Annotated in this window: 1 protein-coding gene; it reads right to left on the reverse strand. The window is 72.7% G+C overall.

Annotation, left to right across the window (positions count from 1 at the left end; genetic code table 11):
- A partial coding sequence (locus tag FV228_RS31505) for a methyl-accepting chemotaxis protein (RefSeq protein WP_147857950.1) occupies positions 1–750 on the reverse strand: 750 nt, incomplete at both ends.

A 750-nucleotide genomic window follows, 5' to 3' on the forward strand; every position in this document is an offset into this window, starting at 1 on the left:
CCTTCACCTCGGCGGCGACCACGGCGAAGCCGCGTCCGGCCGCGCCGGCGCGGGCCGCCTCGATGGTGGCGTTCAAGGCCAGCAGGTTGGTCTGCTCCGCCACCGTCCGGATCAGGGTGACGACGGCGTCGATTTCGGCAGCCGCCTGCGACAGGCTCGAGACCGTGATCTCCAGCTGCTTGGTGTCGGTCAGCGCGGAGGCCGCGATCTCGCTGGTGCGGCGGACCCGCCCCTCGATCTCCCGGGCGGAGGCCGCGAACTCCTCGGCCGCACTGGCGATGCTGTCGACGATGTCGGCGGTCTGGCTCGAGGCACCCGCCACCACGGCGGCCCGGGCCGCCATGTCGCCGGCCGTTCCGGTGAGCGTCGCGGCGGCATCCTGCATCGAATCGGCCGATCCCGCGAGATCCGCCACGGCGCGGTGAGTCTCCCCCTCGAAGGCGCGGGTCGCCTCGGCCAGTTGCTCGGCCCGGACGCGGTCGCGGTCCCGCCGGGCCTGGGCCTCGGCATCGAGCGTCCGCTTCTCGATCAGGGCCGTCTGGAAGCCCGCGATGGCGCTGGCCATCTCGCCGATCTCGTCCCGGCGGTGGGTGAACGGGATGGTCCGGTCGAGGTCGTTGGCCGCCAGCGCGGTCATGCTGGATTTCAGTCGGCCCAGCGGCTTCTGGACTTGGCTGAGGATGATCCAGATCGCGGCGAGCAGGCCGAGGGCGAGCGCCACGGCGGGCACTACGATCAACGCCAGGCGGG

Origin of the sequence: Methylobacterium sp. WL18 (assembly GCF_008040015.1) — a bacterium.
GTDB lineage: Bacteria > Pseudomonadota > Alphaproteobacteria > Rhizobiales > Beijerinckiaceae > Methylobacterium > Methylobacterium mesophilicum.